General features: G+C 72.9%; 3 protein-coding genes, 1 tRNA gene and 1 pseudogene. All 5 read left to right on the forward strand.

Annotated features, from left to right (window positions below):
• Positions 1-315 (forward strand): annotated as a pseudogene (locus ACTS11_RS07455) (hypothetical protein); the annotation flags it as partial.
• Positions 316-379: 64 nt separating this feature from the next.
• Positions 380-456, forward strand: a tRNA-Pro gene (locus ACTS11_RS07460).
• Positions 457-559: 103 nt separating this feature from the next.
• Entirely contained in the window at positions 560-1,639 is a 1,080-nt protein-coding gene (locus ACTS11_RS07465) for a 2'-deoxycytidine 5'-triphosphate deaminase (RefSeq protein WP_442639699.1), read from the forward strand.
• A 135-nt stretch (positions 1,640-1,774) separates the two neighbouring features.
• The gene (locus ACTS11_RS07470; RefSeq protein WP_442639700.1) at positions 1,775-1,939 is read left to right on the forward strand and encodes a hypothetical protein; all 165 of its coding nucleotides are present in this window, start codon (positions 1,775-1,777) and stop codon (positions 1,937-1,939) included.
• 76 nt (positions 1,940-2,015) lie between these two features.
• The coding region (locus ACTS11_RS07475) for a tetratricopeptide repeat protein (protein WP_442639701.1) at positions 2,016-2,575 on the forward strand (560 nt) is incomplete at its 3' end.

Genomic DNA, 2,575 nt, shown 5'->3' on the forward strand with positions numbered 1-2,575 from the left:
CCCCTCGCGGCAGAGCCTGCCGGGACGCCCGACGCCCCGGACGCATCGCCGCAGGAGGATCTCTTCGCCGCCGCGCGGCCGGACGCGACGCCCGCCGGCGACGCCCTGGCGCCCGAGCCCGATTCCGCCCTCGAGGCGGAGGAACCGGAGGCGGCCCATGACCCCGGCCCGGCACCCGTTCCCGCGGCCCGGACGCCCTCCACCGCCGCAGCGCTCGACCGGCTCGCGGCCCTCGCCACCACGCCGGGCGCCGTCGACCCGGCGGCGCGCGCCGCGCTCGCGCGGCTGAAGGCGCGGATCGAGGCACCGGTCTGACCGCACCACGATCGGGACGGCCCTCTTGCGCCTGTCCGACAAATCGTTAGAAGGCACCCCAAGTCGGGCTATGGCGCAGCCTGGTAGCGCGTCCGTCTGGGGGACGGAAGGTCGCAGGTTCAAGTCCTGCTAGCCCGACCAACACCACCCCACCCAGCAAGCGGCAAGGGCCTAACCGGCCTTGCCCTCGGCGTCGCGCCGGTCTTTTCTGTGCCACGCCGAACCGCGGGGAGAGGGCCAGAGCATGACCGACAGCGCCGAAGGGGTCCTTCCCGACCACGCGATCCGCGCGCTGATCGAGGCGGGCGCGATCCGTGCCGCGACACCCATCGACGCGGGCCAGGTCCAGCCGGCGAGCCTCGACCTCCGGCTCGGGGATGTCGCCTACCGCGTGCGCGCCTCCTTCCTCACCGGGCGGGGCCGCCGCCTCGCCGACCGCCTGCCCGAGTTCGAGATGCACCGGATGGCGCTGACCGACGGCGCGGTCCTCGAACGCGGCTGCGTCTACGTCGTGCCGCTGATGGAGGCGCTGGAGCTTCCCCCGGAGATCTCGGCGGTCGCCAATGCGAAGAGCTCCACGGGGCGCGTCGACTGCCTCACGCGGGTCATCACCGACGACGGGACCGAGTTCGACCGCATCGCGCCGGGCTACGCGGGGCCCCTCTTCGCCGAGATCTGCCCGCGCTCCTTCTCGGTGCTCGTGCGGCCGGGGCTGCGGCTGAACCAGATCCGCTTCCGCCGGGGCGAGGCGGTGCTGACCGATGCCGAGCTCGAAGCCCGCCACGCCGGGAGCCCGCTCGTCTCGGGCGGCGACGGCGCGCTCATCGACGACGGGCTCGGCTTCTCGGTCGACCTCTCGCCCGGGCCGGGCGGCCTCGTCGGCTACCGGGCCAAGCCTCATGCCGGCGTCATCGACCTGACGCGCACGGGCGCGCACGCCGTCGAGGAGTTCTGGGAGGAACTTCGCCCCGAGAAGGGCCACGTCATCCTCGATCCCGGCGCCTTCTACATCCTCGTCAGCCGCGAGGCGGTGTCGATCCCGCCCGACTGCGCCGCCGAGATGGCCCCCTACGTCGCGATGGTGGGCGAGTTCCGGGTGCATTACGCGGGGTTCTTCGATCCCGGCTTCGGCCACGGCGTCCCGGCGCGTGGCGTCCTCGAGGTGCGCTGCCACGAGGCGCCCTTCGTGCTGGAACACGGGCAGGTCGTGGGCCGCCTCGTCTACGAGCGCATGGCCTCCCTGCCCGAGCGCCTCTACGGCGCCGATCTCGCCTCGAACTACCAGGGCCAGGGGCTGAAACTGTCCAAGCACTTCCGCGCCTGAACGGATCTGCCCGTTTTCCGACCCACGTTTCCGTGATCGCCGCCTGGGGCGCCGTTTCTTTTGCCTTTCGGACGGCGCGTGTTACCTTGCGTCATACGACGACGACCAACCGATCTTTCCGACAGGAGACGCGACATGTCGATCAAGACCCTCTTGGCCGCCCTCGTGCTCACCGCGGCACCCGGCCTCGCGATGGCCGAGTGCAGCTGGGGCGCCAACCACCAGACGACGATGAGCTGCGCCGAAGGCAGCACCTGGGACGCGACCACGCAGGCCTGCGTGCCCGTCGTCAGCAGCTGAGCCGACGCCAGACGAATTCCCGGCCCGCGCGCGATGCCCTGGCGCGCGGGCCTTTTGTTGCCCCAAAGGTCTCCGCATGACACCGCCCACTCCACGACCCGGGACTCCCGGCGCGCGCACCCGCTCGATCACTGCGGCGCGGAGCATCACGGGGACACTGGCCGCGGTCGGCTTCCTCCTGGCCGCCCCTGCGTCGCACGCGGTCGGCCCCGAGGATGACAGCCCTCCGGCGCCGACACCCACGACCACCGCCTGCGAGGACGGCACCGTCTGGGACGCGGCGCGCATGGCCTGCGTCTCGATCGAGCAGAGCGCCCTGCCCGAGGACATCCTGCGACGCACGGCGCGCGAGCTCGCCTATGCCGGGCGGAGCGACGACGCGCTCTCCCTCCTGGCCCTGTCGTCCGACCCCGCGGGGTCCGAGGTGCTGACCCTCACCGCCTTCGCCCATGGACGCGCGGGGCGGATCGACACCGCCCTGCCGATCTACGGGCGCGCGCTCGAGGCCGATCCCGACAACCTGCTGGCGCGTGCCTACATGGGTCTCGCCCTGATCGCGGCCGGACGCGGCGCGGACGCCGAGATCCAGCTCGACGAGATCCGCGCCCGCGGCGGCGCGGGGAGCTGGCCCGACCG

This window comes from Roseicyclus sp. (genome assembly GCF_052168335.1).
Taxonomy (GTDB): Bacteria; Pseudomonadota; Alphaproteobacteria; order Rhodobacterales; family Rhodobacteraceae; genus Roseibacterium.